Genomic DNA, 17,165 nt, shown 5'->3' with positions numbered 1-17,165 from the left:
TCGCGAGACGCCCTCGCCGCGATTTCCGCGGGCTTCCCGCGCGCTGATCGGTGGTTTCGGGCCGGAACGACCCGCGGGCGGTCACTGCTTCCTGCTCAGTGACCTCCAGGCACCCGGCTTCCTCGGGGGCGCGCTTCCGTCCGAGTCCTTCGCCTTCCGCACCCCTTGCTGGAAGCTGGAAATCCGGCTCCGGGTGTTGGCGGGGTCGCGCTCGATGGGTGCGCGCTTGCCGCTCCCGCCGGACCGGGCACTGCCGGGCAACAGGTGCGCTCCCTTTTCCCGGATGGGAAGACCGTCTTCGGTATAGGTGTAGCGAGCGGTCTGGGAAACGGTTTCTACGATGCTCCATCCCTCGTCCGCGGCCGACAACCAGTTCTTCGGCGGCGCCTCGCCCTCCAGTTCGGGGGCCACTGAAACCTCGCGCGGCCGGCTCGCGGTGTCGCGCGCGCGGAACCAGGCCGACGCGGCGCGTTCCGCCGCGCTTTTGCCGTCCGCACCGGCCTTGCCGATGCGCCGGTTCGGAACCCGCACCGGAAGGTCCTCCGGCACGTTCGCGTGTGCCTGTTCCACCAACCGTTCCCGGGTGCGCTCGTCCACGACGGTGTCCGGCGTGCCCACCGGGGCCCCGGTGGGCACGCCGCTTTCCACCGCCGGGGTGGCGCCGGGGTTCGAGACCGAAACCAACCGCCTCGAACCCCGGCCGTTCCCGCCCACCGTGGCGAGTTGTTCGGCCTTCGTCGCCTCCGCTCCGCGTTGTGAAGCGGCCTTCATCGCCATCCGGCGATCCGCCCAGCCGGGCCGCTCCGCCTCGATCACCAGTTCGGAAGGCACCGAGATCAGTGCCGTGACGCCGGGCGAGGCGTCTCCGCCGAGCAGTTCGACGCCGAAGCCGTGCTTGCCCGCCAGCCGCCCGACGACCAGCAACCCGACCCGCCTCGACCGGGCCAGGTCCATGGAACCGACCTGGGTGAGGCGCTCGTTGACCCGCTGGACCTCCTCGTCCGACATGCCACTGCCGTTGTCGACGACGGCGATCGAAAGGCTTCCGTCGCGCAGGACCTGTCCCTGGATCGTCACGGTCTTCTCCGGCGGGGAGAACGACGTCGCGTTGTCGAGCAGTTCGGCCAGCATCCGGATCAGGTCGGTCGCCGCGTTGCCGATGATCTTCGCCGACGGCGGGTCCAGCACCTCCACGCGCTGGTAGGCCTCGATCTCCGAAAGCGCGGCCTGGAACACGCTCGACAAGGGAATCGGTTTGGCCGCCTTGCGGACGAGTTCCGTTCCGGAAATGACCAGGACGTTCTCGTTGTTGCGGCGCATCCGGGTGACCAGATGGTCGAGCTGGAACAACATCGACAACTGTTCGGCGGAACTCTCCTTCTCCTCCAGCTGTTCGAGCACCCGGAGTTGCCGCTGCACGAGCGACTGAGTCCGCCGGAACATGTTGACGAAGACCTCGGCATAACCCGAACGCATCTTCGCCTGCTCGCCCACCGCGGTGATGGCCTCGCCGCACACGGAGTCGAAGGCCAGCGCCAGCGCCCCGAAGTCGTCGTCCGCGAAGACCGGCAGCCGTGGCCGGTCCACGCCGCCATCACGCCCGTCGCGCACCGCGAGCAACGTCTCCGGCAGTTTCCGCTGGGCGATGTCGAGCGCCGCGACCCGCAGCGACCGCACTGTTGCCCGCAGGTAACGCAGGATGACAATGATCAGCGTGCTTGCCGCGAGGGCCGCGGCCACCAGTGCGATGGCCAGGTTTCGCTGGGCGGAAACGGCTTCGGTGACCTTCGCCGACGCCGTGGCGGAGACGGAATCGGAAAGCCTCGACACCGCCGCGCCGAGTTTGTCGGCCACCGGCTGCCCGACGGCTCGCCATTGCTGGACGCTGACCGACGGTTTGAAGCCACCGTCATCACCGAGCATCGCGGTGACGAGCTTGTTCCGTTCGCCGATGGCGTCGGCGGGCACGGCCGCCGAATACGCGGCCAGGTCCTCGCCCGGAGCCGATGCGGTGAACCGGGCGAGCCGGTTCGCCGCGAGCGCCGTCGCGTCGCGCGCATCGCCGAGCCCGGCGTGGCCGAGTCCGCCGGTGGTGAGCCCGATCTCGAGCAAGGACTGTTGCCGGGCAACGTATTCCCGTGCCTCGGACAGCGTGTGAGCGGCGGTGAGATGCGCCGCCGTCGCGCCGTCGGTGATCTTGCCCGCGAGCGTGGCGTCGAGGTCGATCAGCGCATCGACGATCGCGGAATACCGCGCGTTCATCGCGACCGGGTCGACGTTGTTCCGCGCGTCGTCGAGCCGCGCCAACTGTCCGGCCGCGACTTCCGCGGCCCGGTCGCCGGAAACCTCGCCGAGGAGACTGCCGAGCTGCGCCATCGCGGAGTTCACCTCGGCACGCGCGTCCTCCAGCGGACCGGAGACGCCCCCCTGCCGCATCGCCCCGGTCGTCGCCGCGCGCTCGGCCTCCACCGCGGCGACGGTCGTGACGAGCTGGTGTCCGATGTGGACGATCTGCTCGTCCCGCCGGGCGGCGGCGCGCGTGTCCGCGCTGCGCCAGAGGAGTCCGGCACCCGCCACGAGCGCGATGACGACCGGCACCACGAGCATGGCGGCGAACTTCACCGTCATGTTCCATTCACGCCATCTCGGCAGTGCGCGGAAGAACGCGGGTGCGTTCCCGGCAAAGCCGCTGACCTTGGCCGTGACTTCCCGTCTCACGTTCGGCATAACCTTCATCAACTCGATTGCTGTTCGTCCCGCTCGCGCTAGGCGAGCTTCGCGATACCGGCGTGGACCCGCTTGAGCAACGCGAGCGGCGGCCGTCCCTGGAAGACCGGCGCGGTCTCGTGCAACACCAGCAGCCCCCGGTCGATCGCGTCACCGATGAGCACCTGGGCCACCCCGATCGGCGCGTTGATCGCCGCGGCGATTTCGGCGACCGACCGTGGGGAGTCGCAGTGCTCGCAGATGAGCAGCTGATCCTCGCTGAGCTCGCGTTCCCCCGGCCAGGATTCGTGCAGTCCGGTCGAGCTCACCACGGTTTCGAACTCGAGCTGGTGTTTCGCTTCGGCCCGTCCGCCGGCGCGGACATAGGGCCGGACCAGCATCGGCTCCACGTCGTCGTCGAGAATGACCGCCAGATGTTCGCCGAGGTGCGCGGCGCCGGGATCCCTGCCCGCTTCGGCGTCGCGCGGGGAAGGCATCAGTGTGCACGAGGTACGGGAACCGGTCCCGGACGGATCTTCCGGCTCCCGCACCGTGATGGGCGCGAGGTCGGTCAGGACTTCCACGACCGGAACGGACGAGGCACCCGCGGTGCCCTCCTCGGCCGCCGTCCGCGGACGGAAGTCGTGCTCGGCCCATTCCCCGTAGTCGGACCACCCGCCGAACCGGGTTCCGCCTCGTCCTTCCGGATGCCGAGTCGTCTTGTGATTGTCGGATGGGCTCACGTGGGCTCCCTCGCGGGGGTCGGCTCTCATTTTTGTTCGACCTCGGTCAGCGTGCAGGGCAACCGGCTGCCATCCGGTTGAGCGGTCAGCAGCCGGCCGTCCTTCGAAAGCGGTGGCAGGGAACCGCTGCCGCCGTAGCTCCGTAATTCCCAGGCGGCGAAATCGCCCGGGGAGCCCGCCGCGCACTGAAAGCCCAGCGGCTTGCCGGCCACGGTGGTGTCCCTGAACAACCGCGTGGCACCCGCGTTCTCCGCGGTGACCAGATAGAGCTTTCCACCGACCGTGGTGAAACCCACCGCGACCCGGTCCCCGTCGTTCTGGCTCCCACTGTCCGAAGTGGACGATCCAGATCCGGCGGCGGTCTTGCCGTTCGCGGCAGTGGGCGGAGCCTGCACGATGCGGGCCGCTGTGGCCGCGTTACCGTCCGGAGACTGTTCGAGGGCGAAAAGACCCGCGACCCCCAGACCGCCGAGCAGCGGCAAAACCACTCTCAATTTCATGCCCACATCCTTTCCCGCGCCCCTTGTCCGGCCGGTTTCTAATGGCTCCGGACCGCTTCCAGGAACGACACGCGACGGTGTCGTGCCTGCCGGGCCGGTGGATCGCGGTGGTCCACCGGCCGGCGGTGGAACAGTTCGTCCGCGTAGGAGAGCACCGCGGAGGACGAGTCGAACCCGACTATCCCCATCATCTGTTGCCCCCGGACATAACCGGTCACCGAACGATCGCCCGACCGGGGTTCGAGCATCACCCGTTCCTTGCCGAGCGCCGGCACGCCGGCCGCCTGGATGCGCAGACCGTGCTGTTCGGACCAGAACCGTGGGATCGGCATGAACGGCACCGCCGACTCGCGCCCGGCGAGCAGGCTCTCCGCCGCCGCCCGGCCCATTTCGATCGCGTTGGTCCAGTGCTCGGTCCGCCGCGGCCGGTCGTCGAACCGCAGGTTCGGCCACTGCGCCACGTCACCCGCGGCCACCACGTCGTCCAGCCCCACCACGTGACAGCTCGGTTCACAGACCAGGCCGTCGTCGATCTCCACCCCGGCGTCACGCAACCACGAGACCGACGGCACCGAGCCGACCGCGACGACGACGGCCGCGGCGTCGATGACCGTCCCGTTGGACAACTTGATTCCCACGCTCCGGCTACTGTCCAGTGCCCAGTCCTCGATCGTGACGCCGAGTTGGAGATCGACGTCATGATGCCGGTGCAGATCGGCCAGCTGAGCGCCCAGATCGGGGCCGAGCAGGTTCGCCATGAGACTCTTCGAGCGGCCGATGATTGTCACTTCCCGCGCCATCGACCGAAGGCTCGAGGCGATCTCGCAACCGGTGAATCCGCTGCCGAGGATCACCACGGGAAGGCGGTTCCCGGACAGCGCGCGCTGCAGCCGCTTGGCGTCGCCGATGGTGCGCATCGTGACGACACGAGGATGCCCGTGCGGCCCGCCGTTGACCCGCCGTGCTTCGACGCCCGTCGCGATGACGAGACCGTCGTAGGCGAGTTCCTCCCCACCGGGGAGATCCAGGACGCGACGGCCGGTGTCCAAACGCGATACCGGAGTGCCGAGGCGCCAGACGGCGTCCAGTTCGTCGAGCGGCTCGATCTCGAGGTCGGGCGCGCCCAGCGTGCCGGTGAGGAACTGCTTCGACAGCGCGGGCCGGTGGTAGGGCATGGCGTTTTCCGCACCCAGGATCACGATTTCTTCGGTGTAGCCGAGTTCGCGGAAACGCTCCGCCGCGCGCATGCCCGCCAGGCCCGCGCCGACGATGACGATCCGGTTCATCTTTGCGCCCCCTGCAACTGAATGGCGCGCATCGGGCACGCGCGAGCGGCCGACCGGACATCGGCGTTCCGGTCGACGTCCGGATGCTGCCGGTAGGCCAGCCTGCCGTCCTCACGCAGCTGGAACACGTCCGGCGCTTCGGTTTGACAGAATCCGTAACGGTGGCAACGCTGATTGTCCACACTCACGCGCATCGGCGCGGTCTTGTCGAGACGTTTGGCCGGCCCCGTTTCACCGTCGATGAGTCCCATGCTCACCAGCAGCCTCGGCGGGCTGACGCGCAGGAAGGTCAAGACCAGCGGCGGCACGCCGACGGTGATTCCGGCCAGCCACAGCAGGTCGATGTCCGAGTTGGCCCAGGCGCCGAGCCACGAGTGGACGATGCCCAGCCCGATCGCCGGGTAGGCGAACTGGTGGAACCGCAACCAGTTGCGGTACCGGAAGAACCGGTGCATCCCCGCCGTCACGGTGATCGCGACCATCAGGTCGAACGCGATGATGCCCAGCCCGTGGCGGAACGCGCCGCCCAGGAACGGAACGACGATCTGGAAGCCGCTGAGCACCCGCTCGTCCAGGAACAGGAAAGCCAGCGCGTGCGTGCCCGCGGCGGCGAGAGTGAACGCCGCGAGCATCATGTGGCCGCCCCGCAATGCCTGGTGCCCGCTGACCCGGCGAACCCATCCGGTCGCGGTCAGCACACCCCAGCACAGCGTCAGGCACATGAACAGGTAGGCGAAACGGGCCGACATCGCCGTCATCTGACGCACCCCGGCGTCGTGCGCGTCGATGGCGGCGGCCAACACAAACGTACTCATTCGGCAACAGTCCTCGGTGTGTACCGGGCACATACGCGGACGACCGCGACTGTGCCGATGAGGGCGAAACATCCGACGACGATGCCGAGCAGCACCCTGCTCCAGGTGGGGAAAACCTGATACGGCGCACTGTCGGTGGACCCGACGACCAGCGAGGTCGACCGGACCAGGCCGGTGCTTTCGAGCAGGGTCATATGGCGCATCACGATTTCGTTGGCGCTCTGGGCGAAGGCACGCATGACGTCGTTGCGTGTCTGGGCCCGCACCTGGGAGATCAGCATGAAGATCGTCCCGTGCGCTTCCCGCGTGAGGTTGGCGAAAGCGTTGTCGGCGTCGGCGCCGGTCTTCGAAAGGATCTCCTTCATCCACGCCTGCTGGAGCGGCGTGGGCGAACCCGGCAGCGGGACGTTCAGGCGAGCGGCGGTTTCGTCGGTCACCGCGTCGAGTTCGTGGTGCTCCCGCGAGAGCTGGGCGGCCACCGCGCGCACCTTCGCGTTCGGAGAACGCGTGGCGACCTGGCCGCTGGTGGGCCCCTCCCAGAGATTCGCCCAGCGGACATTGATGATCAGGTTCCGGTCGATCTGGGACAGCGGACCGTAGGGCGTGTCCTGGTCAGCCGGGTTCTGGTCGCCGTGTTCGTTGCCGGTGCTCACCTGGGCCGGATTCATCCCCGGCATCGCCCCAGAGTCCATTGTGGAGTCCGCCTCCGCGGCGACGGCCTGCGTGCCGAAGCCGAGCAGCACGAACGCGACCGCTGCCGTGGTGAGCGCACGAGCGCAACGGCGACCGCAAGAGGAATGGAATGACATGAGCCGGGTTCGACCTTTCTGGATATTACCGCCCAACCGGAGTCAATCCAGTCTTCGCGTCCCCGGCAAGGGACCGAAGCCCAACAAGGGAACTTTTTCGGCACGGTTGCCCGAAGGACTGGCACCGCCGCCAAGCCGGGGCGGCACCGTTCGCCAGGCCGCCCAGCCGAGCGCCGGCCTGCGGAAATGCCGGAATGGGCAACGCGCTTGCCCGCCCGGTGACCAGGCGATCACCTTCCTGGGAGTATTTGGGCCAGGCTGGGGACGGGCTTCCCGGTTAAGGTCGGGGTGTGTCGGAAAACAAGGGGCTGGGCTCGGTGCTCCGCCTGTGGCGGGATCGCATCACCCCGGAGACCGCGGGAATCAGCCATGGCGGACGACGGCGAGTTCCGGGACTGAGGCGGGAAGAACTGGGCCTGCTGGCGGGGGTGTCCGCGGACTACATCAGGCGCCTCGAACAGGGGCACGGGCGCCCGTCGCGTGAGGTGCTGGAAGCGCTCGCCCGCGCGCTGCGGCTGAGCCGTGAGGACTACGAGTATTTCTGTGTCCTCGCGGGATATTCACCGGTGGCCGACGGATCCGTACCACAGCACGTCGGTCCCGGCGCACAGCGTCTGCTCAGCCGCCTGACCGACATACCGGTGTGCGTCTGCGACGCCGCGTGGACGGTCATCCTGTGGAACGAAGCCTGGGCTTCGGTGATGGGCTGTGGTCCGGCACCCGGCCCGGGACGAGACCGCAACGTGGCCTGGCGCCTCTTCGCCGGCGTGCCCGGCGCGTTGTTCCGTTCCTCCGGGCAAACGGAGCGGTTCGAGGCCACGGTCGTCGCCGACCTGCGGAAGGCGGTCGCGAAGTATCCGGCGGACGTCGGTTTGAGCAGCCTCGTGGCCGATCTGACCTCGTGCAGCAGGCGTTTCCGTGCCCTCTGGATGAAGGGCGACGGCACGAGTATCCGCGCGGAACAGGTCGTCGTGCGGCATCATGATGTCGGCGAAATCGACGTCGACCTCGACACGATGGCTTTCGACGACGGTGATCTGCGGTTCATCTTCTTCACCGCGGCCCCGGGAACGGTTGACGCTGTTCGCCTCGCCGCCGCGGGCACCCGTCGACCACCGGTCTGAACCAGCGTCGACCCCTACGTGGCAACCGATCCTCGGCCACGTCCGGTGACCTGTTCGCGGGTGACTACGCGCCCTCTCAAACCACCTACCGGCGGCTCACGGACTCGCCGTTGGCCCGGCACCGTTATGGACAGGCCACCCACCTCGTCGACACCGCCGTCGGACGGATCCTCGACGTCGCCGGGGAACTCGACGCCATGGTCCCCACCGACTCCGTGTCCGTGCGTGAACGTTCACGGCTGCGCATGCACCTGGTGTCCGCCGCCCGGGAATGCCGCCAGGCGATCGAACACCTGCTCGACGCGCACGGCGCGAGCGGCTTTGCCGACGACAACCCGCTGCAACGTTTCTGGCGGGACCTGTCGGTCGGCACCCGGTATCAGGGCCTCAACTCCTACGTCACCGAAGAGGACTACGACCGAGTCCTGCTCGGACTCGAACCTCCGGTTTCCCTGGCGTTGTGACCGACAGCGTCAGTTCACCGACACGTCGTCCGCCTTCACCCACACATAGCGGTGGTTGTAGTCGAGCAGCAGGTATTCCGTTTTTCCGGAAACCAGGGTGTGGTTGCCGGGAACGTTGACCGGATCGAAGCGCGCGTAGTAGTTGCTCGCCTGGAACCTGCCGACGACCACATAGGACTGGCCGGCGGGGAAGCTCCAGGTGTCCAGCGGGGTCGGTGCCCAGGCCGGGTCGACGGTGATGTTCGACGGGTAGGCCGACATGTCCGGAAACGCCCGCCCGTACAGCGCGACCGCACCGGCTCGCGGCCGTGCCAGGCGACCGTCGGCCGGCACGGCGTTACGCCCGCCGGGGTTGAAGAACCAGGCCTTCTGCCCGCCGTACCAGATCGCCGTCCAGTCACCGTCGTGGCCGGCCACCGCGTACTGATGCCCGGCCACCGCCTTGTCCGTCCACTCACTGGCATCCGTGCTCCCGGCCGAGCGGTCCGGGTAGACCAGGCGATCGGTGATCAGGGAAGCGTTCTCGTTCGGTGCGGTGCGGAGGTAGACGAAGTTGGCGCCCTGCGCCGGCAAGGGGGCGCACGAGCCGTCGGCCTGGCACGAGGTCACCGGCGGCTGGTTGCCCGCGAAGTCCGGGCTGATGGTGACGATGCCGGACGCCGGTGAACCGGTCGGCGCGATCGGTGCGCCGAGCAGCTTCATGTAGGTCTGCCAGTCCCAGTACGGACCCGGGTCCCAGTGCTGCCCGGCCTGCTTGGCGGTCAGCTCACCGGCCACGTCCTCGTGCGCGATGATGTGCTGCCGGTCGATCGGGACGTGGTACTTCGCGGCCAGGTAGCGCACCAGCGCGGCCGATGAGCGGTACTGCGCCGAGGTGTACCAGTTCGCGCCCTGAGTGGCGTAGCCCTCGTGCTCGATGCTGATCGAGTGCTGGTTCATCGTCCAGTTCGCGACGTCCCAGCCGACGTCCCCGTTGGGCACCATCTGGGTCACCTGGCCGTCCGAGGACCGGATCACGTAGTGGGACGCGGCCTGGTGCGCCGCGCTCTGGAACGCCCCGATCGCCGCGTCGTAGGAGGACTCGGTGTCGTGGATGATGATGTAGCGGATGTCGTCGCCGTCCGCCGGGCGATCGGCCGGATCGTAGTTCCCGTAGTTGTTCGGGTCGCTGTGGTCGGCGGAGGACCAGTCGTAGGCGGCGGGCACGAAGCGGCAGTCCAGCGTGCTCGGGCAGTCCGGCGCCTGCGCGGTGGGACTGGCGGCCCTGAACGTGCCGGCCGTGTGCGCGCGCACCGGCACCGTCGGGTCGGCCGGCACGGTCAGCGTTTCACCGTCGCTGGCGCGCGCCGTGGCACCCTTGTGGAGCGTGCCCAGCACGTCTTCCGCGAAGGCCTGGCCGCCGGCCGCCGAAGGCGATCCGGAGTATTTGGCGAGGCTCGCGGCCCACTCGCCGGTCGTGCCGGGCAGCTTCCCGGACGCGTCCTTGGCGTCGGAGGCCAGCAGCGCGGCGGCGGCCCGGACGTTCTGCGCCGAGTCGGTGCGCACCGACTCGGTCGGCACACCCAGTGCCCGCGCGGCCAGCGCCAGCTGCGAGTTGGCCTCGACCTCCTCGGCGGGACGGGACTTGCCGCTCTTGTCAGCGGTGTCGCCGGCGGGCCCACCGCCGAGCAGGCCCATCGGGCCATAGCCGCCCATCGCGTTCGGGGCGGACCCGTTGAACTGCCAGTTCGTCATGTTGTAGGAAACCGCGAGCAGGACGTTTTCCGGAACGTGGAATTCACTGGCCGCCGCGGTGAAATGGGCTCGCAGATCAGCGCCCGCCGATTCGCCCGAACCCGAACACGCGGTCAGCGCGACGGCGAGCATCGCGGTTACGGGCAGGATCAGGCGCGATGACCGGCCTGAGCCGTTTTCCGGCATAAGATTGGCTCCTCGTCATGTTCAGGTACGGCGACGAGCACCTTAGCGCCCCACCGCGGGCGGCCCATAGCCACTCGGCCCACCATGACCACGAGGGCAAACAATCTGTCCGAAAGCGCACAACTGGCTCCGGTCACGATTCCCAATGCCGGTAATACCGGGCGCGCCGGAACCGAACCACCGCCGGAAACTCCACAAGCATGCCACGTGAAACAAGGTCGTGGCGCGTTTCGGCCGGCGCGGGGGCGCATCCTTCTCCCCAGCACCGACCGAAACGAGTCAACGATTGGTCACGAGTTCCACCGTGCCGGTCTGCGGGTTGGCGATGCGGTAGCGGCAGCCGTCCCAGGCACCGGCCGCGACAAATTGAGCCATGGGGCCACCTGCGCCCCTCGTACCCAGAGGAAGATCGCAGGTTATGCCGGCGTCCGAGGACGAATTCACCCACGGATCGATCAGGGAGGAGTTCCCCTCACCACGGCCGGCCTTCGAAGTCAGGAGAGGCTTCAAGTGGAGCCACGGGGTCCCCCAGTTCCGCGCGAACCGCACGTTTTGTCGCTGATCCCGGCTCCACCGTGGTGGGGTCGGTCGGACACGCCGCAACCCGCGAGTTCTCGATCCACCCGGGAAAGCGCTATCGTGCCCATAGCACCGGCTTGAGTGGATCAACCTGGGCAGACAGGCTGAGCATGTGCTACCAGAACCGACCGGGAGAACAGGTGGTGGACCACCCACGCGAAAGTGCCCCCGTTGCCTGGGATCCGGACTCGACCCAGGCGACCCGGAGCGAAAACGAGCCTGTCCGACCTGCGGCGGCATCGGTGACATCCCTGCCTGATGGCAAATGCGACCTGTGCGAGGGCAGCGGGGTGATCCAATGGATGCAGCCCGACGAGAACGGTGTGCTGCGCGAACAGGAACATCCGTGTATCCGTGGCTGTAGCGGATGGTGGAAACAACCGGACGCGGAGCGGTCGCAAGTGGTCGACGTGCTCGACCCCACCGAACTCGGTGACCGGTAGAGGAGCGGCAACGCCACCGTGCCGATATGGACTCCACGGCTCTTCGCGAATCCCCACGAATTCGAACGGTTTATCAAACTTATGTTCGCACATTTGGGCACGAACGAATGGCCGTTCAGTGACGCGTCACAGTGCGCTCTCGAGTTCTGGAACCATAGCGTGTAGCCATCGCAAGGCGCCGGCGTGGTGTTCAAGGAAGTCGGCCGCCCCCTCGGCGGTAACCGGGGAAGTACTTGATGCGTTCGGCCGCCAGCAACGTGCAGCGGTGCAGGGCCAGCAGGATGGCACGCCGGTCGCTGAGGCCGTAGGCGTCCACGAACAGTCGCAGCCGGGCCGGGACATCAGGGACAGGGTGAAATCCTGTCTCGCGAAGCTGCTCGGGCGGGGCTAGAGGCACGAATGCCCATGCCGCCGCGGCGAGGTCGAGCAGGGGATCGACCGGTCCGGCGGCATCCCAGTCGATGAACGCCACCGGCAGGCCGTTCCGGTAGACGGTGTTCCACGGGCCGAGGTCACCGTGCGACACGATCTCCCCGCGCGTGGCGGATGCGGGTGGAAACGGTACTCGGTGTTGGCGGGCACGTAGTCACGGGAGGCCTCGTGAAGCTGCCGCACCAGGCCGCCGACAGCGGTCAAGGCGGCCGCGGTACGGGCGACGGCAGGCGGTGCCCACGCCCAGGCTGCCAGTCCGGGTCATGACTCGCCCGGTCAGTATCGGGCATCCCTTCGGATCCGCAGCTTAGGCGGGCCCACGTCTCGTTCCTGGCGCCCGGTTACCGAAGCTAGTGGACCGCGCGGCTCGGGATTCCGCGCCAGCGGGTCGCCGCGGGCAGGTGCTCGCCCTTCATCACCAGGGACAGCGGGTCGATCGTGGCGCCGGAGCCCACCGTCGTGTCGTAGAGCACGACGGTGCGCGCGCCGATGCTCACCCCGGACTCGATGTCGATGGTCGACATCTTCATCACCCGGTCCTCGAACAGGTGCGTTTGCAGGGAGGTGGCCGGGCCGACCGCGACGTCGTCGCCGATGTGCACGAGGTCGAACTCGCTCAGGAACGTCGTGCCGAGCCACGTCCGCTTCCCGATCCGGACCCCGAACAGGCGCAGCAGCGGCGCGATCCACGGAGTACCGGCGAGGGGGCCGATCATGGCCGGTACGGCGGCGGCCTCGTACAGGGCGGTGATGAACTCCGAGCGCCGGACGAACCGGCTCCACAACGGCTCCACCCGGGGCCGGTACCGGCCGACCACCAACCACTTCAGCGCCGCGACGGTGAGTACGACGACGAGTCCGCTGGCACTGGCCAGCACCGGCACCAGGAACACCTCCGCGGTCACACCGAACCGCCCGGCGACCATCTCGGCCGAGAGCAGGAACAGGTAGGCCGCCAACCCCAGAATCGTTCCCGGGAGCACGATCCGGAAGAACTCGATCACCAGCCGCTCGGCCACGCGCCCCCGTGACGGCCGGTAGGTGAGCTCGTCGCCGAAGGACTCGCTCTCCTCCCGCCGGGGCAACCGGATCGCCGGTGACCCCAGCCAGTCGGTGCCGTGCGGGAGACCGTCCACCGGTGCCGTGCTGTGCACGCCGAGCAGTGCCGACCGGCCGATCACGGTGCCCGAACGCAGGAGCGCGGCGTTGCCGACGAACGAGCGGTCGCCGACCACCGTGCGGCCCGTGGCCAGGTGACCGTTGTGATAGGTCGCACTGCCCACGCTGGCCATGTCGGCGATGAAGCTCTCGGTGCCGAGGGTGAGCAGATCCGGGTCGAGGTGCGCGGCGGTGGACACCTCCGACCGCTTGCCGACCCTGGCCCCCAGCAGACGCAGCCAGGGCGCCGCGTAGAGCGTCGAGTACAGCGAGTTCGTCGTGGTCAGGCTGGTCTGGAACAGTTTGTCCGCGAACCACTTGCGGAGCCCGGCGCCGGAGGCGATCGGGTGGACCCCGGTGGGCGTGCGGGGCAGCACGATCTTCTTGCCTGCCGCGACGACCAGGCAGGTCATGACCACATAGACCGGCCCGGTCAGCGCCACGGCGGCCGTGGCGGTCAGGGGGCCGTAGGCCAGCAGTGCCCAGCCGCCGAACACCAGCCCCGGCGCGAGCAGGACGAAGGTGAGCACCTCCAGAGCCGACAGGCCGATCGCGAAGCCGATCCGGTGACCGAGCGACCAGCCGCGCTCCGGCCGGGGACGGCGGCCGAGCTCTTCGAGTAACGGGTCGGCCCGCGGGGCCCGCGCGGCCGGCGAACCGGACCACTGCTCACCGGCCGGGATGATCTGGTCCTCGGCGGCGAGCGAAAGATCGGCGAGCGCGGCACCATGGCCGAGTTCGGCGCCCGCCTGGACCACCGCGTTCGCACCGATGAAGGCGTTGTCGCGCACGGTGACCGGCTTGACGGTCACCCAGCCATGCTCCACATAGGACGATGGCAGCTGGGCGTTGTAGCCGATGCTCACGCCGTCGCCGAGGTAGAGCATCGCCGGCAACAACGTGGGCAGCGCCGCGGTGGCGATGTGGCAGTCCTTGCCGACTCTCGCACCCAGCAGCCGCAGGTAGGGCGCCATCATCGGCGACCCGCTGAGCGTCGAAAACGGCGCGACGGCCATCAGCGCCTGAATGGTCCATACCCGTAGGTGGGTCCGGCTCCACAGTGGATAACGCCCCGGGCGCAGTCCGATGGACAGCAGGCGGACGCCGACGACCGGCAACGCCCACCGGCCCACCACCACGCTCGCGGCCACCACCACGCCCAGGTCCCACAGCTGGGACGCGGTGACCGTTCCGCCGCCCGCCCCGATCACCGCCGCGCCCGGCGTGCCGACGACCAACAGGAGCAGGTAGCCGATCAGCAACTGCATCACCCCGGTCGGCAGGACCCGGCGCCGGTGGGGGCGGCGCCGGTGCCGCGGTCCCGGCCAGCGCAGGTGCGTCTTGGCCAGCCGGACCGTCTTGACGTCGGCGTTGTCGATCAACTTCGCGAGTTCGCGCACGCTCGGGTACGCATAGAGATCGGCCACCGACAGCGATCCGGCGAAATCGGTCTGCCGCAACGCGGACGCGGCCCGCGCGGCGAGCAGGGAATGGCCACCGAGGTCGGTGAAGAAGTCCGCCGTCACCGACAGTTCGGCGATGTCGACGCCGAAGACCCGCGCCCACACCTCGGCGATCTTGCGCTCCCCCTCGGTCTCCGGGACGGCGTGCGAGGCCGACGCCCGGACCAGCCGCTTGCTTTGGGGCGGTGGAAGGACCTTGCGGTCTACCTTGCCGCTGGGCATCAACGGCAAGGCCGGCAGGATCTCCAGGAACGCCGGAACCATGTAGTGCGGCAGCCGCTCGTGCAGTCGTTCGGCCAGCCGGTCGCGCAGCGCGGTGACGTCGGCCGAGCCGCTTGGGCAGGTCACGTACGCGACAAGGGCGGCGTCCGCGCCGGGTTCCGATCGCAGGGCCACCGCGGCACCGCCGACCTCGTCATCGGTGAGCAGCACGCTCTCGATCTCGCCGAGGTCGATCCGGTGCCCGCGCACCTTGACCTCGCTGTCCGCCCGGCCGTGGTATTCGATCTCACCGTCCGGGGTCAGCCGGCCGAGATCTCCGGTGCGATACAGGCGGCCGCCCGGAACCGAGTCGTCGGCGAGGAAACGCTCGGCGGTCAGTTCGGGCCGGTTGACGTAACCGCGCGCGACGCCGACGCCACCGACGCAGATCTCGCCGATCTGTCCCACTGGGACGGCCTGCTGGTTTTCGTCCAGCAGACGGACATGGTAGGTGGGCAGGGGGCGGCCGATGGTGACCGGACGACCCGGCCGCAATTCGACCCAGGTCGCGGTGATGGTCGTCTCGGTGGGCCCGTAGGTGTTGAACATCCGGCGGGACGGCTTCGACCAGCGCTCGACCAGTTCGGGCGGACAGGTCTCGCCGCCGACCACCAGCGCGCGCACCAGGGGCAGTTCGCGGTCGATCGTGGCGAGCACGGTCGGTACGCAGTACAGGACGGTGATTCCGTTGCTGGTCAGGAAGGTCGCGAGCCCCGGGCCGATACGCCGGGAGTCACGCGGCCCGGCGACGACGGTGGCGCCGCTCGCCCAGGTCAGCCAGATCTCCTCGATGGAGAAGTCGAAGGCGACCGTCATGCCCTGGTAGACCCGGTCCGACGGGCGGATGCCGTAGATTTCCGGCACCACTTCGAGGTAATTGCAGATGCTCGACTGCGCGACCTCCACCCCCTTCGGCCGCCCGGTCGAGCCCGACGTGTAGATGATGTAGCAGCTCGGGTCCGTCCCGCCGCCGGGCGCCGGACGGGTCGCCGGGGCCGTCGCCAGTGCCGGGCCGAGGACGTCCAAGGCGACCACGGGGCAGGACGCCGCACCGTGGATTTCGCACAGGTCCGAAGAGGACAGAATCAGCGCCAGATCGGAGTCCTCGGCGATGAAGGACACGCGGTCCGCCGGTGAGGCAGGGTCGATCGGGACGAGGGTGGCATTGGCCTTCTGCACCGCGAGCAGCGCGACATACAGGTTCACCGAGCGATTGAGCAGCACACCGGCCCGCGCGCCCGTCCACAGGCCGGTGGCGCGCAGCCCGTTCGCCAGCCGGTTGGCCCGGTTGTCGAGCTCACCATAGGTGATTCGCTCGCCGTCGCATTCCAGCGCGATCGCGTCCGGGGTCGCGTCACAAGCCGACTCGAAAAAATGGTGGAGACGCCCAGACCCGTGCCCTGCCAAGGGTTTCACGCCTCGCGTGATCACTGTCGGCTCGTCCGCCGAGCGATGCGTCTCCAGGCCGGTGGCCGGGTGACGGATCACCCTGACATCGTGAGCCGGCGATGTCGGACGGATATGAACGGTGTCACTCACGCCGTGCACCTCTCCCATGTTCTTCTCCAGTCGCCGCCTGGCGGCGTGACCGGATCGGAATATTTCATGGGCAACCGGCAAAGGTTGACTGTCTTGTTATTGATTTCCGCTTGACGCGCGTGGGCACGACCCGATGTGTCGCTCTCGGGCACATTGCCAGCGGATTCCGCCCGTTCCGCGACGCCCGAATCGCGCGCAACGCGAAGAACGATGGTGAAATTCCTGAACCTTACATTTCCGGGAACTGCCTGGCGGAGGCCAGAACCTGCCGTGCGTGTGCCGCCAAGCCGGGGACCCGCGACGGAGCGATCGCGGCGAGGTGTTCCTCCCTCTCGCGGACCACGTGCGCGGCGCCGGAGTCGTCGCCCCTCGTGGTCAGCCAGGAAGCCAGAGCCAGATGGGCGTTGGCCCATTTGTCGAGGTGCCCGGTTCTGTGTCGTCCGAGCACGAGGATGCGCCCGTGGCCGACGGCCAGGTGAAAGCCGCGCTGAGCGGCACCGCCGCGGTCGGAGGCCATCGAGGTGCTGCCCAGCGACACCGCTGTCTCGGCGCAGGCCTCGCGCACCGCGTCCTGCGGAGAGGGTCACCGGAGTGCAGGAATTCGTCGCGGCGGTCCTGCGCCCTCGGTCTTCTTCTGATCAACATTGTCGGCCCCGAAGTCCTGCAGAGCGCCGTGACCGCGCCGGGACTGGTCCAGTCCTGGCGCGCGGGCCTCGTACAACACCGCGGTTACGGCAAGCAGATGCGCGTGCCGCAAATGGGGTGCGCGGGCGGGTATTACTCGGAGGCGGCGCCGGTGCCGACGGAGAGACTCCCGATGACGATACCGGCGGTGATGGTGGCCAAGATGATCTTCCGGGCGATCCGCATGACGTCTACCTCCGTGAAATGAATAACCGGTTTGATAGGTCGGATTGCGGTCA

The 17,165-nt window shown here is 68.6% G+C and carries 13 protein-coding genes; 3 read left to right on the top strand and 10 right to left on the bottom strand.

Features of this window, described 5'->3' with window-relative positions; all coding sequences use genetic code 11:
- Positions 1-81 precede the first annotated feature (81 nt).
- Genes ACFSXZ_RS29655 through ACFSXZ_RS29630 form a run of 6 tightly spaced genes read right to left on the bottom strand, consistent with a single transcriptional unit; the run spans position 82 to position 6,859 of the window.
- Positions 82-2,718, bottom strand: a complete 2,637-nt coding sequence (locus ACFSXZ_RS29655) for a sensor histidine kinase (protein WP_378268587.1) — start codon at positions 2,716-2,718, stop codon at positions 82-84.
- Between the two features lie 47 nt (positions 2,719-2,765).
- On the bottom strand, positions 2,766-3,449 hold the full coding sequence (locus ACFSXZ_RS29650) for a DUF742 domain-containing protein (RefSeq protein ID WP_378268585.1): 684 nt from the start codon (positions 3,447-3,449) through the stop codon (positions 2,766-2,768).
- A 26-nt stretch (positions 3,450-3,475) separates the two neighbouring features.
- Positions 3,476-3,949 carry a hypothetical protein gene (locus ACFSXZ_RS29645; RefSeq protein WP_378268583.1) on the bottom strand — a complete coding sequence of 158 codons (474 nt, stop codon included), beginning with the start codon at positions 3,947-3,949 and terminating at the stop codon, positions 3,476-3,478.
- Between the two features lie 38 nt (positions 3,950-3,987).
- The gene (locus tag ACFSXZ_RS29640; protein ID WP_378268581.1) at positions 3,988-5,235 is read right to left on the bottom strand and encodes an NAD(P)/FAD-dependent oxidoreductase; all 1,248 of its coding nucleotides are present in this window, start codon (positions 5,233-5,235) and stop codon (positions 3,988-3,990) included.
- Positions 5,232-6,050 carry a ferredoxin gene (locus ACFSXZ_RS29635; protein WP_378268580.1) on the bottom strand — a complete coding sequence of 273 codons (819 nt, stop codon included), beginning with the start codon at positions 6,048-6,050 and terminating at the stop codon, positions 5,232-5,234. Before ACFSXZ_RS29635 ends, ACFSXZ_RS29640 begins: the two co-directional genes overlap by 4 nt.
- Positions 6,047-6,859, bottom strand: a complete 813-nt coding sequence (locus ACFSXZ_RS29630; RefSeq protein WP_378268579.1) for a DUF4142 domain-containing protein — start codon at positions 6,857-6,859, stop codon at positions 6,047-6,049. The genes ACFSXZ_RS29635 and ACFSXZ_RS29630 overlap by 4 nt, the downstream gene beginning before the upstream one ends.
- A 290-nt stretch (positions 6,860-7,149) precedes the next feature.
- Here ACFSXZ_RS29630 and ACFSXZ_RS29625 point away from each other — a divergent pair, with 290 nt between their 5' ends.
- On the top strand, positions 7,150-7,983 hold the full coding sequence (locus tag ACFSXZ_RS29625; protein WP_378268577.1) for a helix-turn-helix domain-containing protein: 834 nt from the start codon (positions 7,150-7,152) through the stop codon (positions 7,981-7,983).
- Complete coding sequence (locus ACFSXZ_RS29620; protein ID WP_378268678.1) at positions 7,980-8,447, top strand: acyl-CoA dehydrogenase family protein; 468 nt, start codon at positions 7,980-7,982, stop codon at positions 8,445-8,447. Before ACFSXZ_RS29625 ends, ACFSXZ_RS29620 begins: the two co-directional genes overlap by 4 nt.
- A gap of 9 nt (positions 8,448-8,456) precedes the next feature.
- On the opposite strand, the gene ACFSXZ_RS29615 is transcribed toward ACFSXZ_RS29620, so the two are convergent.
- Positions 8,457-10,367 (bottom strand): N-acetylmuramoyl-L-alanine amidase, encoded by a 1,911-nt coding sequence (locus ACFSXZ_RS29615; RefSeq protein WP_378268575.1) that lies wholly within the window; start codon positions 10,365-10,367, stop codon positions 8,457-8,459.
- Between the two features lie 821 nt (positions 10,368-11,188).
- On the opposite strand from ACFSXZ_RS29615, the gene ACFSXZ_RS29610 reads away from it, so the two are divergent.
- Positions 11,189-11,389, top strand: a complete 201-nt coding sequence (locus tag ACFSXZ_RS29610; RefSeq protein WP_378268573.1) for a hypothetical protein — start codon at positions 11,189-11,191, stop codon at positions 11,387-11,389.
- A gap of 190 nt (positions 11,390-11,579) precedes the next feature.
- Here the strand turns inward: ACFSXZ_RS29610 and ACFSXZ_RS29605 are convergent, their stop codons facing one another.
- The 3 genes from ACFSXZ_RS29605 to ACFSXZ_RS29595 form a co-directional block, all read right to left on the bottom strand.
- The gene (locus tag ACFSXZ_RS29605) at positions 11,580-11,915 is read right to left on the bottom strand and encodes a phosphotransferase (protein WP_378268571.1); all 336 of its coding nucleotides are present in this window, start codon (positions 11,913-11,915) and stop codon (positions 11,580-11,582) included.
- A 256-nt stretch (positions 11,916-12,171) separates the two neighbouring features.
- The gene (locus ACFSXZ_RS29600) at positions 12,172-16,242 is read right to left on the bottom strand and encodes a Pls/PosA family non-ribosomal peptide synthetase (RefSeq protein ID WP_378268570.1); all 4,071 of its coding nucleotides are present in this window, start codon (positions 16,240-16,242) and stop codon (positions 12,172-12,174) included.
- A gap of 229 nt (positions 16,243-16,471) precedes the next feature.
- Positions 16,472-16,807, bottom strand: coding sequence for a hypothetical protein (locus ACFSXZ_RS29595; RefSeq protein WP_378268569.1), 336 nt, complete (start codon positions 16,805-16,807; stop codon positions 16,472-16,474).
- Positions 16,808-17,165: the final 358 nt, after the last annotated feature.

The organism is Amycolatopsis pigmentata, assembly GCF_042684065.1.
Taxonomy (GTDB): Bacteria; Actinomycetota; Actinomycetes; order Mycobacteriales; family Pseudonocardiaceae; genus Amycolatopsis_E; species Amycolatopsis_E pigmentata.
This window is presented reverse-complemented; position numbering and strand designations above follow the sequence as displayed.